Source organism: Mesorhizobium sp. M1E.F.Ca.ET.045.02.1.1 (assembly GCF_003952485.1).
GTDB lineage: Bacteria > Pseudomonadota > Alphaproteobacteria > Rhizobiales > Rhizobiaceae > Mesorhizobium.
The window spans coordinates 1,931,990-1,950,605 of sequence record NZ_CP034447.1; the positions used below are offsets into that span (position 1 = coordinate 1,931,990).

The window sequence follows — 18,616 nt, forward strand, 5'->3', positions numbered from 1 at the left end:
CTGGAATTGCTTGGCAGCGGAGGCTTTGAGTCCAAATGCCGCATCTCGTTCTCGACAAGGTCACCGTCCACTATGACGGCCAGGCGGCGCCGGCGGTCGAACGCGTTTCGCTCGATATCGGCAAGGGCGACTTCGTCGTCCTCGTCGGCCGCTCCGGCTGCGGCAAGACCTCGCTGCTCAACGTCGCCGCCGGACTGGTGAAGCCAGCGCGCGGCCAGGCCACGATCGGCGGCCGGCCGATCACCGCGCCCGGACCTGACCGCGCCGTTGTCTTCCAGAACGATGCTCTCTTCCCCTGGCTGACGGCGCGCGAGAACGTCGCCTTCGCGCTTCGGCTGCGCGGCGTGTCTGCCAGCCAGCGGGCGCGGCGCGGCGATGAATTGTTGTCTCTGGTCAAGCTCAACGACGCCGGCGACAAGCGCATCTGGGAGCTCTCCGGCGGCATGCGCCAGCGTGTCGGCCTGGCGCGGGCTTTAGCCGCCGAGCCGGAATTCCTCCTCCTCGACGAGCCGCTCGGCGCGCTCGATGCGCTGACGCGCGAGCGCATGCAGACGACGCTGCTCGACCTCTGGGCGGCTGCCCAAGTCGGCGTGCTGATGGTCACGCATGGCATCGAGGAAGCGCTGGTGCTTGCCACCAAGATCGTCGTGCTGGCGCCGGGGCCCGGCCATGTGGTGCGGACCTTCGAGGCGCATTTCGGCCGGCGCTATGCCGCCGGCGAGCCGATCCGGGCGATCAAGGCGGATCCAGCCTTTGCCGCAGCCCGCGCGGACCTGACCGAGGCGATCTTCGAAGGAGAGGCGGCATGAGCGTCGGCAGCTACAGCGAACGGCCCGGAGCGAAAGCCGGTGAGAACGACGGCTTCTCGGTGCCGTGGTCACGGTCGCAGCCGAAGCGGCCGCGTATCTCGGCGCGGCCGATCAGCGCTATCACCATCCTCTTGCTGTTGGCCGCCTGGACATTGTCGGCCCGGTTACAGCTGGTCTCGCCGGTCTTCCTGCCCTCGCCCGCCGCAGTCTGGGCAAAGTTCGTCGTGGTTGCCCGCGACGGTTTCGTCGACGCGACACTGCTCCAGCACATCGCGGCCAGTCTAGGCCGTGTGTTCGCCGCGCTGATCGTGGCGATCGCCGTCGGCGTTCCGGTGGGGCTTGCCATCGGCATCAGCAGGATCGGGCGCGGCGTGTTCGATCCGCTGCTGGAATTCCTGAGGCCGATCCCGCCGCTGGCCTACCTGCCGCTGATCGTCATCTGGTTCGGCATCGGCGAGCCGTCGAAGATCCTGGTCATCGCCATCGCCATGCTGGCGCCGGTGGCGCTGTCGACCGCCGCCGGCGTGCGCGGCGTCTCGCGCGAGCGCATCGACGCGGCGCGTTCGCTGGGCGCGACGCGCGGACAGGTTATCCGCCATGTCGTGCTGCCCAGCGCGCTGCCCTCGATCCTCACCGGCCTGCGCATCGCGCTCGGCGCCGGCTGGTCGACGCTGGTGGCGGCCGAGCTGGTGGCGGCGACGCGCGGGCTGGGCTTCATGATCCAGTCGGCGGCGCAGTTCCTGGTCACCGACGTGGTGGTGATGGGCATCCTGGTGATCGCGACGATCGCCTTCGCGCTGGAGTTCGTCATCCGCAGGATCGAGCGCGCGCTGGTGCCCTGGGCGGGGCGGGAATGACCGGAACGAGGAGAATGACGATGACCCATTCCACCGCGGTGCTTTTCGCCCATCTCGGCACCTGGCTGTTGCGCCTGCCGCCGAGCGACAAGCAGTTGGAAGACAGGCGACCGGAGGACGAACCGAAATCGCCGACGCCGGTGCTGCTTGCCGGCGAACGCGATCGCCTGCCGCCGCGTGACGAAAGCTTCTATTGGGCCTGGCAGTACTGGTCCCAGTGATTGATCCCGCGGCCCGACCTTTCCCCAAGAGCAACCAAGGAGAGTCCCATGAGCAACCCAGTCCTTGTCGACCAGATCATTCCCGCGTCCGATGTCGTTCCGCTGACCGCGCGCGTGGGAGCGGAAATCAGGGGCATCCGCCTCGGCGGAAGCCTGCCGGATGCCACCATCGCGTCGATCAACCAGCTTCTTTTGCAGCACAAGGTCGTCTTCTTCCGCGGCCAGGAGCATCTCGACGATTCGGAGCATGAACTGTTCGCGCGGCGGCTCGGCGATCTCGTTCCTCACCCCACGCAGGGACCGGTGGCGGGTACCGCTTCGATTCTCAACCTGGATTCGAGCCGCGGCGGCGGCCGCGCCGACCAATGGCACACGGACGTCACATTCGTGGATGCCTATCCAAAATTCTCCGTGCTTCGCGGCGTCGTCATTCCCGCGGCCGGTGGTGACACCATCTGGTCCAACACGCACGCCGCGTATGAAAGCCTGCCGGCGCCGCTGAAACTGTTGGCGGACAACCTCTGGGCCATTCACAGCAATGCCTACGACTACGCCGCCGTGCGTCCCCGCGCCACCGCCGAGGAAAGGAAGCACTTCGAAGAGGTCTTCACCTCGACCGTCTACGAAACCGAACACCCGGTCGTGCGCGTGCATCCGGAAACCGGCGAGCGCTCGCTGCTGTTGGGCAACTTCGTCCAGCGCTTCGTCGGCCTGTCGAAGAGCGACTCCGCAAAACTCTACGAGCTGTTCCAGACCTATGTGACCACGCCCGAAAATACCGTGCGGTGGCACTGGCAGGCCGGCGACGTCGCGATCTGGGACAATCGAGCCACCCAGCATTATGCGGTGAACGACTATGGCGACCAGCACCGGATCGTGCGCCGCGCCACCGTCGACGGCGATGTGCCGATCAGCGTCGACGGACGCCGCAGCGTGACCCACGTCAAGTCGGCCAAACCGACGGCGAAGGCCGCTTGAAGGCAGGCGGAGCAACACCCCCTTCCCCCCTTGTGGGGGAAGGTGGATCGGCGCGTAGCGCCGAGACGGATGAGGGGTGCTCCAGCGGAGTGAGACGTCGGCTTTCCCTGGAACACCCCTCATCCGTCGCCTTCGGCGACACCTTCTCCCACAAGGGGAGAAGGGGCGCTGTCGCGCCGGCGTCGATTCTTGCTGCAGCAACCAGTCACACGCGCGAGCGGTTCGCCCAGCCGAGGCCGAGCAGGCCGACCAGCATGGTGACGAGCCCGATATAGAGCCATTCCCGCTGGCCGGTCATGAAGCTGCCCTGGACCAGACCGAGGCCCTGCAGCGACCATAGCACGCCGATGCCGAGCACGATCAGCGCCAGCACATTCCTGATCAGTCGCATGGGCGAGGCCCTCTCCGAAAGTTGATCCTGAACGGCAATGGGAACGCAATAAAAGACCCGAAGGAAGCGAAGACGTTTCGCTCCATTCTACTTGCATCTTGATGGCCGATCTTGCCCGAGACATCCCGGGAATCGACCTGATGTTCATCAAGAATACGCCCGCTCAGGGTCCAAAATATCATGACAAACTGTTTCGCGGCGACTCCAAACGTGTGCCTTTGCCATGGAACCGCCAGACGATTGCCGCATTTCCCGCCTCAATCGGTACTTACGGCGGGTTGTCTATCAACGGAGCCCACCCCTAAAAGATGAAGAAAACCAACCGCACCGCGCTTGTCGCGGCAACGGTCGCGGCTGGCCTGATGGCCGGCGCCTCGACCGCCTCCTCCGCCGCCGCGCAATGCGGCCGCGCCTCCTGGTACGCCCTGCATTCCAGAACCGCTTCCGGCGAGCGCATGAACCCCGCCGCACTGACCGCCGCGCACCGCAGCTTGCCGTTCGGCACCAAACTCAAGGTCACCAACAAGAACAACGGCCGCAGCGTCGTCGTGCGCATCAACGATCGCGGCCCGTTCATCAGGGGGCGCGTGCTCGACCTCTCCCGCGGCGCCGCAAGCCAGCTCGGCTTCATCGGCTCGGGCCATACCGCGGTGTGCATGGCGCGAGTCTGATATGTCTGACATGTCCGGCAAGAGGGGCCGGACATAATTCTTACACGGTTCGGCAACGCACATTGAGCCGGCTTGGCCGTTCGAGGCGGATTTCCAACGCTTTGGACGAAAGAAGCATTGATCACTCGACGTGACGTATTGCATCGCAACAATATCTTGCTAACCTCGCCGCTAGACATTTGAGGCTCGGCGCTGCACGTCGTTGGGTCGCATGCAGAGCGGGGTTTTGATGTTCTATCAGCTCTACGAATTGAACCATGCGGTGCTGCAGCCCGCCCGCCTCTACGCCGACGCGGTGCGGCTTTTCTACTCCAACCCGCTCAATCCGGTTTCGCATACGCCGCTCGGCCGCTCGGTCGCGGCTGCCGCGGAACTCTTCGAGCGCACGACGCGCCGCTACGGCAAGCCGCAATTCGGCCTGACCAAGACGATGGTCGACTGGAAGACCGTCGACGTCACCGAAAAGACCGTCTGGTCGAAGCCTTTCTGCAACCTGCAGCGCTTCGAACGCTCGCTGCCCGCCGATCGCAAGCCCGACCCGAAGCTCCTGATCGTGGCGCCGATGTCCGGCCACTATGCGACGCTGCTGCGCGGCACGGTCGAAGCGATGCTTCCTCACGCCGACGTGCACATCACCGACTGGGTCGATGCCCGCATGGTGCCGCTGTCGAAAGGCAGTTTCGATCTCGACGACTATGTCGACTACATCATCGACATGTTCCATGCGCTGGGTCCAGACACCCATGTCATGGCGGTGTGCCAGCCCTCGGTGCCGGTGCTGGCGGCGGTGGCGGTGATGGAAAAGCGCGGCGACCCCTTTGTACCTTCGACCATGACGCTGATGGGCGGGCCGATCGACACCCGCCGCAACCCGACCGCGGTCAATCTTCTGGCCGAGGAGAAGGGCATCGGCTGGTTCCGCGACAACGTCATCATGCAGGCGCCCTGGCCGGTGCCTGGCTTCGGCCGCGAGGTCTATCCCGGCTTCCTGCAGCTTTCAGGCTTCATGAGCATGAATCTCGACCGCCACATCATCGCCCACAAGGACTTCTTCATGCATCTCGTGAAGCATGACGGAGACAACGCCGAGAAGCATCGCGACTTCTACGACGAGTATCTGGCGGTGATGGACCTGACGGCGGAGTTCTATCTGCAGACCGTCGACACGGTGTTCGTGCGCCACGCTCTGCCGAAAGGCGAGATGACCCATCGCGGCGAGGCCGTCGACCCGAGCCTCATCCGCAACGTCGCCATGTTCACCGTCGAGGGCGAAAACGACGACATTTCCGGCCTCGGCCAGACCCAGGCCGCTCACGACCTGTGCGTGAACATCCCGGCCGACTGGCAAGCCCACTACGTGCAGCCGGCCGTCGGCCATTACGGCGTCTTCAACGGCTCGCGGTTCCGGTCGGAGATCGTGCCGCGCATCGTCGACTTCATCGGCAGTTACGGCCGCCGGACCCGGGTGGCGGCGAAGCCGAAGCTGGTCCGCTCCGCCAAGAGTTGAGCAAGCGGCGCGAACCCGGCTTCCACCAGGAAACGCTCGACGGCTTTTCCGTTCGAAGGCTTTCTAAAACAACTGCTTATGGCGGCTAGGCGGTCCTGTCGAAAGCCGCACCGCCGCGGGCGGCTTCTGGCCTTCGCCAGGGCCCCTGTTGCGCAAGTGCCGCTGTCCGGACCGCGCGGGTAACCATCCCGTCAAACTCATCGCTGTCTCTAATTGACACGGACTGTAAATCGCCTTTAACGTTTCGTTAATAAAAGAACAGGGCGGACCGGGGGACAATGAACTCCTCACCGATGGCGCGGATGCTGCGTTTGTGTGCAGTCGCAGGGATGGCGATCTCTGCCCATTGGGCGGTGCCCGCATGGGCGGCGGGCGCCATGACCACCGGCGGTCTGACCTCGCAGCCGATCGGACACTATGATTTCTGCAAGGCGCAGCCCAGCGAATGCAACATCCGCCCGGCCAATCTCGCGCCGGCCACGATGACCAACAGCCTCTGGCGCAAGCTGACCGGCGTGACCGCCAGGGTCAACGCCGCAGTCAAGCCGATGAGCGATCTCGACAATTACGGCAAGGACGAGGTCTGGACCTATCCGGACAACGGCTTCGGCGACTGCGAGGACTATGTGCTGGAGAAGCGGCGCGATCTCTATCGCATGGGCATGTCGCTCGCCGACCTCTTGATCACCGTCGTGCGCAAGCCCGATGGCGAAGGCCATTCCGTGCTGACGGTGCGCACCGACAAGGGCGACTACGTCCTCGACAATTTGACCGACAAGGTCAAAGCCTGGGACGAGACCGGCTACCGCTATCTCAAGCGGCAGGCGATCGACAACACCGGCCGCTGGGTTTCGATCCGCGATGGCCAGCAGGTGCTGGTCGGTTCGGTGCAGTAGGACTCGGACTCGACGCATCCGAAGCGCGCCGCGTTGAAGCGATGCGCCTTGGTTACTTTCACCAGATATCGTAGGTCAGCGCCGCCCCTCATTGCCCTGCCGGGCATTTCTCCCCGTACAGTGACGGGGAGAAAGACGCCGTCATCGATGGTTTCGCCAATCATTCAACGCTGAACAATGGGCGCCAACGTCGCGGCTATCTCCCTTCTCCCCGTCACTGTACGGGGAGAAGGTGCCGGCAGGCGGATGAGGGGCGGCGCGATGTTTGCAATTAATGCATGTCGCCCAGAAGTGTGCGCGGTTCTGGGACAACGACATGCATCAAAACAAGGACTTAAAGCGCGTCGCCTGAATCCGTTTCAGCGCGATGCGCTTTAATGCCTGTCAGCCGCGCCGGCCGAGCGCGACGCGGACCGAGGCGGTGATGCTCCGAAGCTCAGCCTCGTCCAGCTTCTCGATGCTCTCGGCCAGCAGATTGGCCAGCTCGGTCGCGGCGGGCGAGAGACCGGACGTGTCGATCCTGACCCTTGGATGCGAGGTTTCGGCGAGGCGGGCCAGGTCCTCGGCATCGTCCCAGATGATGTTGAAATAGCCGATGATCTTCTGGATCAGCGTCCAGGTCGGGGCACCGCGGCGGCCGTGTTCCAGCGCCGACAGATAGGCGGCGCTGACGCCGATGGCCTGAGCCATCGCCTTCTGGCTGACGCCGCGTTCGGCGCGCAGCGCCCGCAGCCTTTCGCCGAACGGGGTCATGCCATCCCCTTGCTCATGACCGCATCCTCATGCGCGCGTGCGCCTCAGCCGGACATAGAGCGCGCCCGAGCCGCCATGGTTGCGGGCGGCATGATCATGGCTGGAGACCAGGTGCCGGAAGGCCGGCGTCGACAACCAATGCGGCACCGAGCGCCGCAGGATGCCGTCGCCGCCCGAGGACGAGCCCTTGCCGGTGATGACCAGCACATAGCGGATGCCGCCGGCATGCGCGCGGTGCAGGAAGCTGAGCAGCAGCGAATAGGCCTCGTCCTGCGTCATGCCGTGCAGGTCGACGCGGCCCTCGATCGGCAGCCGGCCTTTCTTCAGTTTTTCATGCGTCTGGTCGTCCAGCACATGCGAGACGTGCTGTGTCTTCGGCTTAGCGGCAACGGCCGAGACGCCGTTGACCGGCGCCGATGCCGGCACCGGCTTGGGCTCGATGACATCTGGAATCTCGATGGCGGCCTTGCCTTTCAGCGGCCGGGTCGTCCGCGCCACCAGGTTCCAGAGGATGCGGTCGTCCTCGCTGAGCTTGTCGTCGCGGCGGGTCACATGCGCCCCCGGGTGACCAAGCCGCGCGGAACCAGCGCGTAGAAATCGGCGGCGTTGCGAACCACGCCGGCGATTTCGCCGGCGGCATCGCCTGAGCCGGCGAAGAGATCGCCGCGCGCCGGACCGGTGATGGCCGAGCCGGTGTCCTGCGCGATCATCAGCCGCCGGAACGGATTTCCGTCGAAAGCGGTGAGCGTCGGCGCGTCGATATAGAAGGGCGTGCCGAAGGTGTGCAGCAGCCGGTCGACCGCGACGGACCGGCCGGGTGTCAGCGGCACTTTGGCGGCGGCGATCGGGCCGAGCGCCGGATCCTCGACCGGCGCCTCGCGGAAGAAGATATAGGAGCGGTTCTGCCAGAGGATCTCGTCGACGCGATCCGGATGCGCTTTGAACCAGGCGCGGATCGACTGCATCGTAACTTTTTCCAGTGGGATTTCGCCGATCTCGCTCAGAATCCTGCCTGGACCGGTGAAGCGCTGGCCGGATTTGGCGGCATAAGTGACCCGGCACAGCCGGCCATCGGTCATCTTCAGCCGGGCCGCGCCCTGCACATGGATGAAGAAGGCGTCGACCTTGTCGGTAAGCCAGGCAATCTCGAGGTTCCTGCCGGAGAGCGCGCCGCGCTCGATTGCGCCGCGGTCGGGATATTCGACGGGGCCTGCCGGCGTGTCGCGCCCGAAGGCGAGATAAGGATCCATGCCGGCGGGCCGGTTTTTGTCGTCTATGTCGATGAGGTCGGCCGGGCGGGAAAGCAGCGGCACGACGAACCGCTCCGTCCTGACCGGCGAGGCCTCGACCTGCGGCTCGTAGAAGCCGGTGACGAGGCCGGCGTCGCCGTTGTCGGCCGGCACCAGCACCGGAACGAAATGACGCTCGAAGAAAGAGCGCGCCTGCGACCGATTCGCCGGCGAAACGGAACGCGCTTCGGCATAGGTCCCGGCAAAGGCGTTGAAATCGATGCCGAGCGAGCCGGTGCGGTAAGGCTTGGTCAGCACATGGAAAGCGGAACGTCTGAACGCGGCGAAGGCGGCGAGGTGATCGTCCTCGTCCCAACCGGGCAAGTCGCCGAAGGATTTTTCGCTGAACGTGGGAAAGAGCGGCACGACCGGGCCCCGCCGCTCTGTCTCAGTCTTCTTCTTCCGTGGCGACGAGCTTCCAGTTCGGGTCGCGCGAGCGGGTGTCGCGGAAGAAGGTCCAGACGTCCTTGACCTCGGCGACTTTCTCGGGATCGCCGTCGATGACGGCGCCGACCTTGTCCCGGGTCGCTGAAATCAGCTCGCTGACGATGCGCAGCGTGATATGCGCCTCGCTGCCCTTCATCTCGGCGGCGACGACATCGACCTTGTCGATGCCGACGAAGGAAGACTGGATCTTTTCCGATTTCGCCTCGCGTTCGCCGATCGCGGCGGCGAAGCTGTCATAGACTTCGCGCGACAGGAGGTTCTTCAGCGTCTTGCGGTCGCCATCGGCAAAGGCCATGACGATCATCTCGTAGGCCATCTTGGCGCCGTCGACGAAGGTTTTCGGATCGAAGGACGGATCGCTGTCCTTAATCGTGCGCAGGCCCTTGTTGAGATCGCTGTCAGGCTTGGCGAAGGCGTCGATCGCGGCATAGGTCTCGGCCGCCGTCTCGCCCGGCATGCGCTTGCGCGGCAGCGACACCACATTCTCGGATTTCTGCGCAGCGTCCTGATCGCGCGTGCGGCTCGCCGAATAGGGATCGAAGGGCGGGCGCTCGTTTCCGGTGCGGCGGCCCAGCACGTTGCGCAGTTGGAAGAAGATCACAACCGCCGCAATCAAGAAGAAAATCGTGCCGAAGTCGAAGAAACCCATATCTTCCGCCAATTCCATCCCTGTCCAGGCCGGACCACCAGAGCCTCGCCCGGAGGCTCACAAAGGCGGCGGTCGCATAGCATTCAACACCCAAAGCATATAGAACGGCAGGCGCAATCATTCAAATCAAAGGCAGCCATACCTATCTATTGGCCCCGGTGCCAGCGGCGATTGCCCGCGGGCCCGCAAAAGAGAAAGCGATCGGTCAAGACTTGCGCGTTTCACTCTTCCCGTTGTTCCTGCTCCTGCTGCCGCTGCTGGAGATCGCCGGCTTCGTCATCGTCGGCCGCGAAGTGGGCGCTTTGGCGACGGTTGCGCTGGTCGTGCTTTCCACGATTGCCGGCAGCCTGCTGCTTCGCCATCAGGGTTTTGGGGTGATGGCGCGGGTGCGGGCGGAAATGGATGCCGGACGCGACCCCAGCCGCCAGCTCGCGCATGGCGCGATGATCGTGCTGGCGGCGATCCTGCTGATCATTCCGGGCTTCATCACCGACATTTTCGCCATCCTGCTGCTCCTGCCGCCTGTGCGCGATCTCGCCTGGCGGCTGCTGAAGAGCCGCATCGTGATGGCGACGAGCTTCAGCAGCGGCTTTTCCGCCCGCGGCCGCGACAAGGTGATCGATCTCGACGACAGCGACTATTCGCGCGACGACTACAAGCGCGGGCCGGACCACAATTCCCCTTGGCGTCGGCTGAAAGACGACTAGGTCTGGATGTAGGCTCGTCTGCTATCTCGTGCACGTCATTGCCCGGAACCGCCGCGCAGTCTGGACGACCTGCAGTTTTTGCCTGACGCATGTCGTTACCCCAAAACCGCTACGCACTTTTGGGCGACATGCGGTTCTTGCATGACGCATGTCGTTATCCCAAAACCGCTACGCACTTTTGGGCGACATGCGTGACGGCGGCAAAACTTGTCTTGTCATGCCGACCATGGTAGCGAACCCCCGATTTCAATCCGGTCAGCAATGCTGCCCAGGCAAAAGGACAAAGGCTCATGGCCAGCAACGATGACGCCGCGGCAGGCGCCGCCAACGGCAACGGCAACCAGGCACAGCCCTCGCTCAACGTGCTTGCCCAGTATGTGAAGGACCTGTCCTTCGAAAGCCCCGGCGCGCCGAATTCGCTGCGCGGCCGCGACAAGGCGCCCGGCATCGCCATCAATGTCAACGTCAACGCCAACCCGCTTTCGGACAAGCAGTTCGATGTCAATCTCACGTTGAACGCCAAGGCCTCCTTCGACCAGGAAGTGCTGTTCAACGTCGAGCTGGTCTATGGCGGCGTCTTCGCCATCAGCGGTTTCCCGCAGGAGCACATGCTGCCGATCCTGTTCATCGAATGCCCGCGGCTGCTGTTCCCCTTCGCCCGCCAGATCATCGCCGACGCCACCCGCAACGGCGGCTTCCCGCCGCTGATGCTCGACCCGATCGATTTCGCGCAGATGTTCCAGCAGCGCATCGCCGAGGACCAGGCCGCGGCGAAGGTCCAGGTGAGCTGAGAAAGGCTCTGCCGCACCCCTTATCAGAAGCCCGGCCGCGTGCCGGGCTTTTTTGTTAGTCAGGCCCTGCGAGCAGTCGCCGACGCTCGCGATTGGCCGTGCCCGTCTTGCCGGTCGTCATTCTGGGGCGGAGCACGGAGCGGAGCGACGCGCGCAGACCCTAGAATCCATGCCGTTATGCTAAGGCGTTGCTGCGCTTACAGAATTCTGCACCGTTGCACTCTACGGCGAGGGTCACGGCATGGATACTCGGGTCAAGCCCGAGTATGACGAAGGGATGGGCGATTCGGCTGATCTCCAACGTCGGCGCCAGAGCGCCCGCTCAACCCGCGACCGCCACCTTCAACCACAGCGCCTTCTCGCCGAGCGTGCCGACAAGACCGGCATGAGCGGCCCGATCCGCCTCGGTCAGCCTCGGCGGCAGGGCGATCGGCCTTGCGCCGATCGAGATGTCGATGTCTGCCACCTCGCCGGCACCGTTCATCTGGATCGCGACGGCGTCGAGGACAAGAGCCGCCTGCTTGCCGCCGATGAGCTCGATATAGACCTCGGCCAGCAATTCGGAGTCGAGCAGCGCGCCGTGCTTGGTGCGTCGGGTGTTGTCGATGCCGTAGCGCCGGCAGAGCGCATCCAGCGAATTCGGGCCCATCGGATGCTTGCGGCGCGCGAGCGCCAGCGTGTCGACGACGCGGGCGCCGTCGATGGCCGGATGGCCGAGCCGGCCGAATTCGAGATTGAGGAAGCCGATGTCGAACGTGGCGTTGTGGGCGATCAGCTTGGCGCCGTCGGTGAAGGCCAGCCACTCCTCCACGACTTCCGTGAAGGTCGGCTTGCCGACCAGGTCGGCGGCGCTGATGCCGTGCACGGCCTGCGCCTCGGCATGAATCGCGCGCCCTTGCGGATTGATGAATTTGTGGAAGGTGCGGCCGGTCGGGAAGCGGTTGACCAGCTCGACGCCGCCGAGCTCGATAATGCGGTCGTCGCGCAAATCGAGGCCGGTGGTTTCCGTATCGAAGATGATCTCACGCATTCGAATCAGTCCGCTCCAAAGAGCAGAATCATAAACCAGAACAAAATGGCAATGGGGACTGCTGACAGCAAGAGTCAGGAGCGAGCCTTATCCCCTGTCAGTTCGCTGACGATCGCCTCGACCGCCCGGCGCGCCGCATCGAAGCCTTGCCCGGTGTCGACGATGAAATCGGCCTGGCGGCGCTTTTCCGTGTCCGGCACCTGCTTGGCGAGGATGGCTTCGAATTTAGCCGCGCTCATGCCGGGCCGCGCCAGCACCCGGGCACGCTGGATCTCGGCCGGCGCGGTGACGACCACGACCTTGTCGACGCGGTTGCGGCCGCCGGTCTCGAACAAAAGCGGGATGTCGAGCACAGCGATCGGCGCGCCGGCGGCGCGATGCAGGCCAAGAAACGCATCGGCGTCGGCGCGGACCAGCGGATGGATGATCGCCTCCAGCTTCTTCAGCGCGGCGGGATCGCCCAACACCTTTTCCGCCAGCCTGGCACGATCGACCACGCCCGCTTTCGTCGTGCCGGGGAACGCCGCTTCGACCAGCGGCGCGGCCTTGCCTGAGTAAAGACGATGCACGGTCTCGTCGGAATCGTGGACCGGCACGCCGGCATCGGCGAACATCTTCGCCGTGGTCGACTTGCCCATGCCGATCGATCCGGTGAGGCCGAGCACGATCATGGCTGCCATCTCAATGCGCTTCGATGTCGGCGACGATCATGCGCCGCAGCTCGGGCGTGACCTCCGGCCGCTTGCCGAACCAGCGCTCGAAACCGGGCACGGCCTGATGCAGCAGCATGCCGAGACCATCGACCGTCTTCAGGCCGCGAGCCCTGGCGGCGGCAAGCAACGGCGTTTCCAACGGCACATAGACGATGTCGGTGACGATGGCATGGCCGGGCAGACCCGCCGGATCGGCGGCGAGCGTCTCGTTGCCGTGCATGCCGAGGGCCGTGGTGTTGACGAGCAGGCCGGCATCGGCAAGCAGTTCGCCGACGGCGCCGGCGCCATGCGCGGAAACACCGGCGCCGAAGCGGTCGGAAAGTTCCCGCGCCCTCGCCAGCGTGCGGTTGACGATGCGGATGTCCTTCACGCCGCGGGCCTTCAGCGCGTGGATGACCGCCCGGGACGCGCCGCCTGCGCCCAGCACCACGGCCGGGCCATTGCCCGCCCAGCCCGGCGCGTAGTCATCGAGATTGCCGGCAAAGCCGAGACCATCGGTGTTGCCGCCCCACAAGACGCCATCTTCCAGCCACAGCGTGTTGACCGCGCCGATCGCTTCAGCCGCCTCGTCGCGGCGCTCGACCAAGGCAAAGGCGGCTTCCTTGTGCGGGATGGTGACGTTGCCGCCGCGGTAGCCATTCTCGCCGAGCGATTTCAGGAACGCCGCGAAATCCTCCGGCACGACATCGATCGCCCGATAGCTGCCGTCGATGCCGTATTTCGCCAGCCAGTAGCCGTGGATCTTCGGCGAACGCGAATGCGCGATCGGATGTCCGGTGACGAAGGCCTTTTTCTCAACCATCGATCGCCCCCAGCGCGCGCAGCTCCTTCAGCAGCGGCAGCAGCGGCAGCCCAACGATGGTGAAATAATCGCCTTCGATTTTTTCGAAGAGCTGGATGCCCTCGCTCTCGATCTGATAGGCGCCGACGCTTGCCAGCGCCTTGGCGCCGACGCGCGCCAGGTGCCGGCCGATAAAGGCGGGATCGAGCTTGCGCATGGTGAGGCTGACGACGCCGACATGCCGCCACAGCACCTCGCCGTCGCGGCAGAGCACCGCCGCGCTGTTCAGCTGATGCGTCTTGCCCGACAAAGCCAGGAGATGGCTGCGCGCTCCTTCCATGTCGGCCGGCTTGTGGAAGATTTCGTCGCCGAGCGACAGCGTCTGATCGCAGCCGAGCACCAGCGCGCCAGGCCTGCGTTCGCTGACTTCGGTCGCCTTGGCTTCGGCAAGGATCGAAGCGACATCTTCGGGAGACACGCCGCTGTCTTGCAAGGGCGCCTCGAGCGCGCGCTCGTCGACATCGGCCGGAACAGCCTCGATGTCGAGCCCGGCATTGACGAGCATCGCCTTACGGAACAGGCTGCCCGAAGCGAGGATGATTTTCTCGGCCATGCTGGTTCACCCAACGGTTGCGATCCGTCCAGCACCCCTCATCCGTCTCGGCGCTGTGCGCCGAGCCACCTTCTCCCACAAGGGGAGAAGGAAAGTCCTGCGCTGACGCCGCTGCAAATCGCCACCTGGCGGTATCTGCGGGACGCCGGCGCCACGTTCTTCCTTCTCCCCTTGTGGGAGAAGGTGGCCGAGCGAAGCTCGGTCGGATGAGGGGTGTTGGACGGGGTGCTCACTTATATCGCCTGCCCTAGCGCGTCTTCCCCCGCAGGGCAACGATGGCCGCGGCCGTTTCCTCGATCGAGCGCCGGCTGACGTCTATCATCGGCCAGCCATGTTTCGTGCAGAGCTGGCGCGCATAGGCGAGTTCTTCGTTGATCGCGGCGCGGTCGATATAGTCGGTCGACACATAGGGGGCGGTGTTGCCGAGGATGCGGTTCTGGCGCACATGCGAGATGCGCTCGGCGGTCGCGACCAGGCCGACGATCAGCGGCGTCTTGGCGGCGATCAGGCTTTCGGGCAGCGGCACCCCGAGCACGATCGGGATGTTGGCCGTCTTGATGCCGCGATTGGCGAGATAGATGCTGGTCGGCGTCTTCGAGGTGCGCGAGATGCCGATCAGCACGATATCGGCGTCGTCCATATTGGCCGGCAGTTGGCCGTCGTCATGCTCCATGGTGAAGTTCAGCGCATCGATGCGGCGGAAATATTCGGCGTCGAGGACATGCTGGGCGCCGACACGCCGGCCGGCCGGGGTGCCGAGATAGGACTGGAAGACGGCGAGCACGGGCTCCAGCACCGACACGCAAGGCAGGCCCATGGCCGCGCAGCGCTCGTCGATGCTGCGCGCGAGCTTCTGGTCGACGACGGTATAGAGAATGATGCCCGGCTCCTCCTCGATGTCCTCGAACACCTTGGCGACCTGCTTTTCCGTGCGGATCAGCGGATAGATGTGCTCGATGGCGCGCGCATCCTTGTACTGCGCGGACGCCGCGCGGCCGGCCGCCAGCAGCGTTTCGCCGGTGGCGTCGGAAATCAGGTGCAGATGAAAGAAGCTTTGGGGTTTGTTCACAAGGGTCGGTTCCGGGCTGTGGGTGATTGTGGACAAGGTCGGACAAGAACACAGGGGCGCTGAAGGCGACTGTATCAGATGGCACCTTGTCCACAATTCGCCCTGCTGTAGGCTTTGTCGGGGCGCTGGGGACAAAACTGGGGATCAACTTTTCTTGGTCCGCATCGTCCACAGTGCCGAATTCGGAACAAGGGCGCCAACCCGCTGACTCAAAAGCCTGAATCCGGTTCTTCCCCAGACCCCTCCAATGTGCGAATGAAGCCGCGCGACAATATGCTGACTGGCCTTTTCGAGCGGCAGGCGGGACAGGTCGCAACCACCACAACCAACAGACTCTTAGAATCAGAAGACTCTTCTAAAATAGATATTTGATTTAAGAGCCCCCAAGGATCGAACGCTGTATGGCTGGGAAACGGATCATGCTGGACGTCCTCAAGGGCGAGACGGTGTCTCCGCCGCCGCTCTGGATGATGCGTCAGGCTGGCCGCTATCTCCCCGAGTATCGGGAGACCCGGAAGCGGGCCGGATCCTTCCTCGACCTTTGCTACGATCCCGACCTTGCGGTCGAAGTGACCTTGCAGCCGATCGAGCGCTTCGGCTTCGATGCCTCGATCCTGTTCTCCGACATTCTTGTCGTGCCCGATGCGCTCGGGCGGGAGGTCCGTTTCGAGGAGGGGCACGGACCGATCCTGAAGCCGATCGCGGCGGCCGAGATTGCTGCGCTGAACGGCGAAACGTTTCACGTGAATCTCGAACCGGTCTACGAAACGGTCCGCCGGCTGCGCGCGAAACTGCCGGATGAGACGACGCTGATCGGCTTCTGCGGCGCGCCCTGGACGGTCGCGACCTATATGATCGCCGGCCATGGCACGCCGGACCAGGGGCCGGCGCGGCTCTTCGCCTATCGCGAGCCGGGGGCCTTCGCCCGGCTTCTGAAAATACTCGCCGATCATTCGGCGGCCTACCTGATCCGCCAGATCGAGGCCGGCGCCGATGTGGTGCAGATTTTCGATTCCTGGTCGGGCGTTCTCGATGAGGCATCCTTCGACGCGTTCTGCGTCGAGCCGGTGGCGGAGATCGTGCGGCAGGTGAAGGCGGCGCATCCGGATGTACCGGTGATCGGATTTCCAAAAGGCGCCGGCGAGCGCTATCGCGATTATCGGAAGAAGACCGGGATCACCGGTCTCGGCCTCGACTGGACCGTGCCGCTGTCGATGGCGCGTGAGTTGCAGGGCGAAGGCGCGGTGCAGGGCAATCTCGATCCGCTGCGGCTTGTGGCGGGCGGCAAGGCGCTGGCGGACGGTGTCGACGCTATCCTTCGTACTCTGGGTGATGGCCCCCTGATCTTCAATCTCGGCCATGGCATCACGCCGGAGACGCCGGTGGCGCATGTCGAGGCCATGGTGAAAATGGTGAGGCGCGCGTCATGACGATGATGGGCAAAGGAGAGCTGGGAGGCGGCGCCGGCGCAATGCGCCGGGCGGCGATCGCCATCGCCGTCTTCCTCGCGCTGGCCGGGCTTCTGTTCCTGCTCGGACCGGACGATTTCTATCCCTGGGCCAAGGCGATCCACGTAATTGCGGTGATTTCCTGGATGGCCGGCATGCTCTATCTGCCGCGGCTCTTCGTCTATCACGCCGACGCCGAGATGGGTTCGGTGCAGTCCGAGACTTTCAAGGTGATGGAGCGTCGCCTGTTGCGCGGCATCATCAACCCGGCGATGATCGTGACCTGGGCGTTCGGGCTTTGGCTGGCCTGGAAAGGTTTCGGCTTTCAGGGCGGCTGGCTGCACGCCAAGATCCTCGCTGTGCTCCTGCTTTCAGGCCTGCATGGCTACCTCGCCGGCGCGGTGAGAAAATTCGCCGGGGACAAGAACGAAAAGCCGGCGAGGCACTGGCGGATCGTCAACGAAATCCCCACATTGCTGATGGTCGTCATCGTCATCCTGGTCATCGTGAAGCCGTTCTGAGGCTTCCTGGGATTCGGCCAGGAGACCCCGCAAAAGGCGGCTTGCTCTTTTAGGCGACCGACGATACAAGACGGGTCTTCCTTCCCGTCATGCGCCGCCCTTTTTTCGCTTTCGGCCGCGCCCGGCATTTGTCGCATCCAGCCGATTTTCTCCCAAAAGCCTACCCAGAGTCTATCTAATGCAAGAAATGAAACTCACCGAGTTCAAGAACAAGAAGCCGCCAGAGCTGATCGCCTATGCCGAATCGCTCGAGGTCGAGAATGCCAGCGTCATGCGCAAGCAGGAGTTGATGTTCGCGATCCTGAAGAAACTGGCCGCCCAGGACATCGAGATCATCGGCGACGGCGTGGTCGAGGTTCTGCAGGATGGTTTCGGCTTCCTGCGCTCGGCCAATGCCAATTACCTGCCCGGTCCCGACGACATCTATATTTCGCCGTCGCAAATCAGGCGCTTTTCGCTCAAGACCGGCGATACGGTCGAAGGGCCGATCCGCAGCCCGAAAGAGGGCGAGCGCTATTTCGCGCTGCTCAAGGTCAACACCATCAATTTCGACGATCCCGAAAAGATTCGTCACAAGATCCACTTCGACAATCTGACGCCGCTCTACCCGACCAAGCGGCTGAAGATGGAGATCGAAAATCCGACCAGCAAGGACATCTCACCGCGCGTCATCGACCTGGTCGCGCCGATCGGAAAGGGACAGCGCGCGTTGATCAACGCGCAGCCGCGCACCGGCAAGACGGTTCTCATGCAGAACATTGCCCATTCGATCACCGCCAACCATCCGGAATGCTATCTGATCGTGCTTCTGATCGACGAGCGCCCGGAGGAAGTGACCGACATGCAGCGCTCGGTGAAGGGCGAGGTGATCTCCTCGACCTTCGACGAGCCCGCTGCCCGCCACGTGCAAGTGGCTGAAATGGTGATCGAGAAGGCCAAGCGCCTGGTCGAGCACGGCCGCGATGTCGTGATCCTGCTCGATTCGATCACCCGCCTCGGCCGCGCCTACAACACTGTCGTGCCGTCATCCGGCAAGGTGCTGACCGGCGGTGTCGACGCCAACGCGCTGCAACGGCCGAAGCGCTTCTTCGGCGCCGCCCGCAACATCGAGGAAGGCGGCTCGCTTACCATCATCGCCACGGCGCTGATCGATACCGGCAGCCGCATGGATGAAGTCATCTTCGAAGAGTTCAAGGGCACCGGCAACTGCGAAATCCAACTCGACCGTAAGGTAGCCGACAAGCGCATCTATCCGGCGATGGACATCCTCAAGTCCGGCACCCGCAAGGAAGACCTTTTGGTGCCGCGCGCGGATTTGCAGAAGATCTTCGTGCTGCGCCGCATCCTGGCGCCGATGGGAACGACCGACGCGATCGAGTTCCTCATCGACAAGCTCAAGCAGACCAAGACCAACGCCGACTTCTTCGATTCGATGAATACGTGATCGGGTGCGAAGCGCCCTCCTTCTCCCCTTG

At 64.1% G+C, this 18,616-nt stretch carries 23 protein-coding genes; 13 read left to right on the plus strand and 10 right to left on the minus strand.

From position 1 onward, the window contains the following. Nucleotides 1–35 precede the first annotated feature (35 nt). The 4 genes from EJ070_RS09185 to EJ070_RS09200 are packed head-to-tail and all read left to right on the plus strand — an operon-like array spanning nt 36 to nt 2,865. Complete coding sequence (locus EJ070_RS09185) at nt 36–809, plus strand: taurine ABC transporter ATP-binding protein (protein ID WP_126091065.1); 774 nt, start codon at nt 36–38, stop codon at nt 807–809. Further along, a complete protein-coding gene (locus EJ070_RS09190) occupies nt 806–1,666 on the plus strand; it encodes an ABC transporter permease subunit (RefSeq protein ID WP_126091066.1) in 861 nt (286 codons plus the stop codon). The genes EJ070_RS09185 and EJ070_RS09190 overlap by 4 nt, the downstream gene beginning before the upstream one ends. A gap of 20 nt (nt 1,667–1,686) precedes the next feature. Then, nucleotides 1,687–1,887, plus strand: a complete 201-nt coding sequence (locus tag EJ070_RS09195) for a hypothetical protein (protein WP_126091067.1) — start codon at nt 1,687–1,689, stop codon at nt 1,885–1,887. A gap of 48 nt (nt 1,888–1,935) precedes the next feature. After that, nucleotides 1,936–2,865, plus strand: a complete 930-nt coding sequence (locus EJ070_RS09200) for a TauD/TfdA family dioxygenase (protein WP_126091068.1) — start codon at nt 1,936–1,938, stop codon at nt 2,863–2,865. Between the two features lie 205 nt (nt 2,866–3,070). Here the strand turns inward: EJ070_RS09200 and EJ070_RS09210 are convergent, their stop codons facing one another. Further along, on the minus strand, nt 3,071–3,256 hold the full coding sequence (locus tag EJ070_RS09210; protein ID WP_126091069.1) for a hypothetical protein: 186 nt from the start codon (nt 3,254–3,256) through the stop codon (nt 3,071–3,073). 140 nt (nt 3,257–3,396) lie between these two features. Between EJ070_RS09210 and EJ070_RS36225 the strand changes: the two genes are divergently transcribed. The 4 genes from EJ070_RS36225 (at nt 3,397) to EJ070_RS09225 (ending at nt 6,330) form a co-directional block, all read left to right on the plus strand. After that, nucleotides 3,397–3,561, plus strand: coding sequence for a hypothetical protein (locus EJ070_RS36225; protein ID WP_189350456.1), 165 nt, complete (start codon nt 3,397–3,399; stop codon nt 3,559–3,561). Nucleotides 3,562–3,564: 3 nt separating this feature from the next. Beyond that, complete coding sequence (locus EJ070_RS09215) at nt 3,565–3,927, plus strand: septal ring lytic transglycosylase RlpA family protein (RefSeq protein WP_126091070.1); 363 nt, start codon at nt 3,565–3,567, stop codon at nt 3,925–3,927. A gap of 229 nt (nt 3,928–4,156) precedes the next feature. Further along, a complete protein-coding gene (locus EJ070_RS09220) occupies nt 4,157–5,434 on the plus strand; it encodes a polyhydroxyalkanoate depolymerase (RefSeq protein WP_126091071.1) in 1,278 nt (425 codons plus the stop codon). A gap of 278 nt (nt 5,435–5,712) precedes the next feature. Then, nucleotides 5,713–6,330: a transglutaminase-like cysteine peptidase gene (locus EJ070_RS09225; protein WP_126091072.1), complete on the plus strand. Its 618-nt coding sequence runs from the start codon at nt 5,713–5,715 to the stop codon at nt 6,328–6,330. 384 nt (nt 6,331–6,714) lie between these two features. Here EJ070_RS09225 and EJ070_RS09240 read toward each other — a convergent pair whose 3' ends face one another. Genes EJ070_RS09240 through EJ070_RS09255 form a run of 4 tightly spaced genes read right to left on the minus strand, consistent with a single transcriptional unit; the run spans nt 6,715 to nt 9,468 of the window. Beyond that, nucleotides 6,715–7,083, minus strand: coding sequence for a helix-turn-helix transcriptional regulator (locus EJ070_RS09240; RefSeq protein WP_126091073.1), 369 nt, complete (start codon nt 7,081–7,083; stop codon nt 6,715–6,717). Between the two features lie 27 nt (nt 7,084–7,110). After that, on the minus strand, nt 7,111–7,635 hold the full coding sequence (locus tag EJ070_RS09245) for a Smr/MutS family protein (protein WP_126091074.1): 525 nt from the start codon (nt 7,633–7,635) through the stop codon (nt 7,111–7,113). After that, entirely contained in the window at nt 7,632–8,738 is a 1,107-nt protein-coding gene (locus EJ070_RS09250; RefSeq protein WP_126091075.1) for a murein transglycosylase A, read from the minus strand. Before EJ070_RS09250 ends, EJ070_RS09245 begins: the two co-directional genes overlap by 4 nt. Before the next feature lie 22 nt (nt 8,739–8,760). Next, nucleotides 8,761–9,468 carry a Tim44/TimA family putative adaptor protein gene (locus EJ070_RS09255; RefSeq protein ID WP_126091076.1) on the minus strand — a complete coding sequence of 236 codons (708 nt, stop codon included), beginning with the start codon at nt 9,466–9,468 and terminating at the stop codon, nt 8,761–8,763. 212 nt (nt 9,469–9,680) lie between these two features. Here EJ070_RS09255 and EJ070_RS09260 point away from each other — a divergent pair, with 212 nt between their 5' ends. Both EJ070_RS09260 and secB read left to right on the plus strand, forming a co-directional pair. Continuing rightward, nucleotides 9,681–10,175: an FxsA family protein gene (locus EJ070_RS09260; RefSeq protein ID WP_126091077.1), complete on the plus strand. Its 495-nt coding sequence runs from the start codon at nt 9,681–9,683 to the stop codon at nt 10,173–10,175. A 290-nt stretch (nt 10,176–10,465) separates the two neighbouring features. Next, nucleotides 10,466–10,966 (plus strand): protein-export chaperone SecB, encoded by a 501-nt coding sequence (secB, locus tag EJ070_RS09265; RefSeq protein ID WP_126086743.1) that lies wholly within the window; start codon nt 10,466–10,468, stop codon nt 10,964–10,966. A 322-nt stretch (nt 10,967–11,288) separates the two neighbouring features. Here the strand turns inward: secB and dnaQ are convergent, their stop codons facing one another. The 5 genes from dnaQ to EJ070_RS09290 form a co-directional block, all read right to left on the minus strand. Next, nucleotides 11,289–11,996, minus strand: a complete 708-nt coding sequence (gene dnaQ, locus EJ070_RS09270; protein WP_126091078.1) for a DNA polymerase III subunit epsilon — start codon at nt 11,994–11,996, stop codon at nt 11,289–11,291. 74 nt (nt 11,997–12,070) lie between these two features. Continuing rightward, nucleotides 12,071–12,667, minus strand: a complete 597-nt coding sequence (coaE, locus tag EJ070_RS09275) for a dephospho-CoA kinase (protein ID WP_126095692.1) — start codon at nt 12,665–12,667, stop codon at nt 12,071–12,073. A 10-nt stretch (nt 12,668–12,677) separates the two neighbouring features. After that, entirely contained in the window at nt 12,678–13,511 is an 834-nt protein-coding gene (locus EJ070_RS09280) for a shikimate dehydrogenase (RefSeq protein ID WP_126091079.1), read from the minus strand. Then, nucleotides 13,504–14,103, minus strand: coding sequence for a Maf-like protein (locus tag EJ070_RS09285; RefSeq protein ID WP_126091080.1), 600 nt, complete (start codon nt 14,101–14,103; stop codon nt 13,504–13,506). The genes EJ070_RS09280 and EJ070_RS09285 overlap by 8 nt, the downstream gene beginning before the upstream one ends. A 247-nt stretch (nt 14,104–14,350) precedes the next feature. Further along, entirely contained in the window at nt 14,351–15,172 is an 822-nt protein-coding gene (locus EJ070_RS09290; RefSeq protein ID WP_126091081.1) for a pyruvate, water dikinase regulatory protein, read from the minus strand. A gap of 401 nt (nt 15,173–15,573) precedes the next feature. Between EJ070_RS09290 and hemE the strand changes: the two genes are divergently transcribed. The 3 genes from hemE (at nt 15,574) to rho (ending at nt 18,585) form a co-directional block, all read left to right on the plus strand. Continuing rightward, on the plus strand, nt 15,574–16,602 hold the full coding sequence (gene hemE, locus EJ070_RS09295) for a uroporphyrinogen decarboxylase (protein WP_126091082.1): 1,029 nt from the start codon (nt 15,574–15,576) through the stop codon (nt 16,600–16,602). Further along, nucleotides 16,599–17,141, plus strand: coding sequence for a protoporphyrinogen oxidase HemJ (gene hemJ, locus EJ070_RS09300; protein ID WP_245464840.1), 543 nt, complete (start codon nt 16,599–16,601; stop codon nt 17,139–17,141). Before hemE ends, hemJ begins: the two co-directional genes overlap by 4 nt. 178 nt (nt 17,142–17,319) lie before the next feature. Then, nucleotides 17,320–18,585 (plus strand): transcription termination factor Rho, encoded by a 1,266-nt coding sequence (gene rho / locus EJ070_RS09305; protein WP_126091083.1) that lies wholly within the window; start codon nt 17,320–17,322, stop codon nt 18,583–18,585. Nucleotides 18,586–18,616 lie beyond the last annotated feature (31 nt).

Excerpts from the sequence above, each read along its gene's own strand:
- EJ070_RS09215 (WP_126091070.1), top strand. The coding sequence starts at position 3,565 with ATGAAGAAAACCAACCGCACCGCGCTTGTCGCGGCAACGGTCGCGGCT.
- EJ070_RS09200 (WP_126091068.1), top strand. The coding sequence starts at position 1,936 with ATGAGCAACCCAGTCCTTGTCGACCAGATCATTCCCGCGTCCGATGTC.
- rho (WP_126091083.1), top strand. The coding sequence starts at position 17,320 with ATGCAAGAAATGAAACTCACCGAGTTCAAGAACAAGAAGCCGCCAGAG.
- coaE (WP_126095692.1), bottom strand. The coding sequence starts at position 12,667 with ATGATCGTGCTCGGCCTCACCGGATCGATCGGCATGGGCAAGTCGACC.
- EJ070_RS09220 (WP_126091071.1), top strand. The coding sequence starts at position 4,157 with ATGTTCTATCAGCTCTACGAATTGAACCATGCGGTGCTGCAGCCCGCC.
- EJ070_RS09210 (WP_126091069.1), bottom strand. The coding sequence starts at position 3,256 with ATGCGACTGATCAGGAATGTGCTGGCGCTGATCGTGCTCGGCATCGGC.
- dnaQ (WP_126091078.1), bottom strand. The coding sequence starts at position 11,996 with ATGCGTGAGATCATCTTCGATACGGAAACCACCGGCCTCGATTTGCGC.
- hemE (WP_126091082.1), top strand. The coding sequence starts at position 15,574 with ATGGCTGGGAAACGGATCATGCTGGACGTCCTCAAGGGCGAGACGGTG.
- EJ070_RS36225 (WP_189350456.1), top strand. The coding sequence starts at position 3,397 with ATGTTCATCAAGAATACGCCCGCTCAGGGTCCAAAATATCATGACAAA.
- hemJ (WP_245464840.1), top strand. The coding sequence starts at position 16,599 with ATGACGATGATGGGCAAAGGAGAGCTGGGAGGCGGCGCCGGCGCAATG.
- EJ070_RS09190 (WP_126091066.1), top strand. The coding sequence starts at position 806 with ATGAGCGTCGGCAGCTACAGCGAACGGCCCGGAGCGAAAGCCGGTGAG.
- EJ070_RS09240 (WP_126091073.1), bottom strand. The coding sequence starts at position 7,083 with ATGACCCCGTTCGGCGAAAGGCTGCGGGCGCTGCGCGCCGAACGCGGC.
- EJ070_RS09195 (WP_126091067.1), top strand. The coding sequence starts at position 1,687 with ATGACCCATTCCACCGCGGTGCTTTTCGCCCATCTCGGCACCTGGCTG.
- EJ070_RS09225 (WP_126091072.1), top strand. The coding sequence starts at position 5,713 with ATGAACTCCTCACCGATGGCGCGGATGCTGCGTTTGTGTGCAGTCGCA.
- EJ070_RS09285 (WP_126091080.1), bottom strand. The coding sequence starts at position 14,103 with ATGGCCGAGAAAATCATCCTCGCTTCGGGCAGCCTGTTCCGTAAGGCG.
- secB (WP_126086743.1), top strand. The coding sequence starts at position 10,466 with ATGGCCAGCAACGATGACGCCGCGGCAGGCGCCGCCAACGGCAACGGC.
- EJ070_RS09185 (WP_126091065.1), top strand. The coding sequence starts at position 36 with ATGCCGCATCTCGTTCTCGACAAGGTCACCGTCCACTATGACGGCCAG.
- EJ070_RS09280 (WP_126091079.1), bottom strand. The coding sequence starts at position 13,511 with ATGGTTGAGAAAAAGGCCTTCGTCACCGGACATCCGATCGCGCATTCG.
- EJ070_RS09255 (WP_126091076.1), bottom strand. The coding sequence starts at position 9,468 with ATGGGTTTCTTCGACTTCGGCACGATTTTCTTCTTGATTGCGGCGGTT.